This is a genomic window from Novosphingobium sp. KN65.2 (assembly GCF_001368935.1).
Classification (GTDB): Bacteria; Pseudomonadota; Alphaproteobacteria; order Sphingomonadales; family Sphingomonadaceae; genus Novosphingobium; species Novosphingobium mathurense.
In genome coordinates, this window is the sequence record NZ_CCBH010000103.1 from 1 (window position 1) to 1,035 (window position 1,035).

General features: G+C 58.7%; 2 protein-coding genes. One reads left to right on the forward strand and one right to left on the reverse strand.

The features are described 5' to 3' along the window. Nucleotides 1-532: hypothetical protein (locus SPHV1_RS03945; RefSeq protein WP_231634512.1), on the forward strand; the 532-nt coding region annotated here is incomplete at its 5' end. Between the two features lie 145 nt (nt 533-677). Here SPHV1_RS03945 and SPHV1_RS25670 read toward each other — a convergent pair. Further along, nucleotides 678-1,035: hypothetical protein (locus tag SPHV1_RS25670; RefSeq protein WP_231634513.1), on the reverse strand; the 358-nt coding region annotated here is incomplete at its 5' end.

Sequence of the window (1,035 nt, forward strand, 5' to 3'; positions counted from 1 at the left end):
TGGTGGGAGGGAAGAAGTGATGAACATCAGGCACATGCGCCACAATGCGAAGTATCGCATCAATCACATGATTGGAGAACTTGGCCGCAGGCTTGTCCGCTGGTCGCAGCGTGACAGCAACTACCTCAAGCACGCTCGCAGTGAATGGAAGATCGCATTCCCTGAGCAGTGCGACATGCAGGATGCCATCGGAGAGAACGTCCTTGATATGGTTGCGATGTTCGGTCTTGAGGGGCACTCGGGATTTAGCGCTGGATATGCGCAACAGTTCATCGAGAAGGCAATGAAGTTTGAGCCGTTCTCGCCGCTTACGGGTGACGAGAGCGAGTGGAGTGAGATCGGTCGCGGTTCGCAGCAGAACAAGCGCTGTTCCCATGTGTTCCGCGATGAAGATGGGCGCGCCTACGACATTGATGGCCGCGTGTTTATCGATGCCAGCGGCGCTGCATACACCAACATCGACAGCCGTGTTTACATCGAATTCCCATACGTGCCGACAACCGAGTACGTGCATGTCTCGGAGTCCGCATGAACCTCCGCGACCCCGCAACAGACTGGACCAACCAGACATGGGAAGAGCGCCTCGAGATGTGCGTCTCCACCCTCTACGTGCACGGCTTCATGAGGGATGCCAACAAGGCGCGCACCATGGAACGTATCAGGGCGCGTGCTGATGTTCAGCGTGAGGCGTCCCCCGTCACGGCCATCGGCCAGGCGCGCGAGGTGCGGGTATGAGCGGGCACACTCCGGGGCCTTGGTTCGCTGACTTCCACAATGAACAGCCGCAAGGCGGGCGCTTCATAACCTACATTTGCGGGGGAAATAAGCTTGTCCCTATCGCAGCCGTTCCGACTGGCGTTGAAGGTTATGGTCGAGATGAGGGAAGGGCAAACGCAAGCCTTATCGCCGCCGCGCCTGAGTTGCTCGACCTCCTTGCCGAAGCTGATTGCCGCATTGCGTGGGAAAGCGTTGGCCTGGGCAATACCTTCGCCGATCGCGTCGAAGCCGCCATCGCCAAGGCGCGGGGTGAAGCAT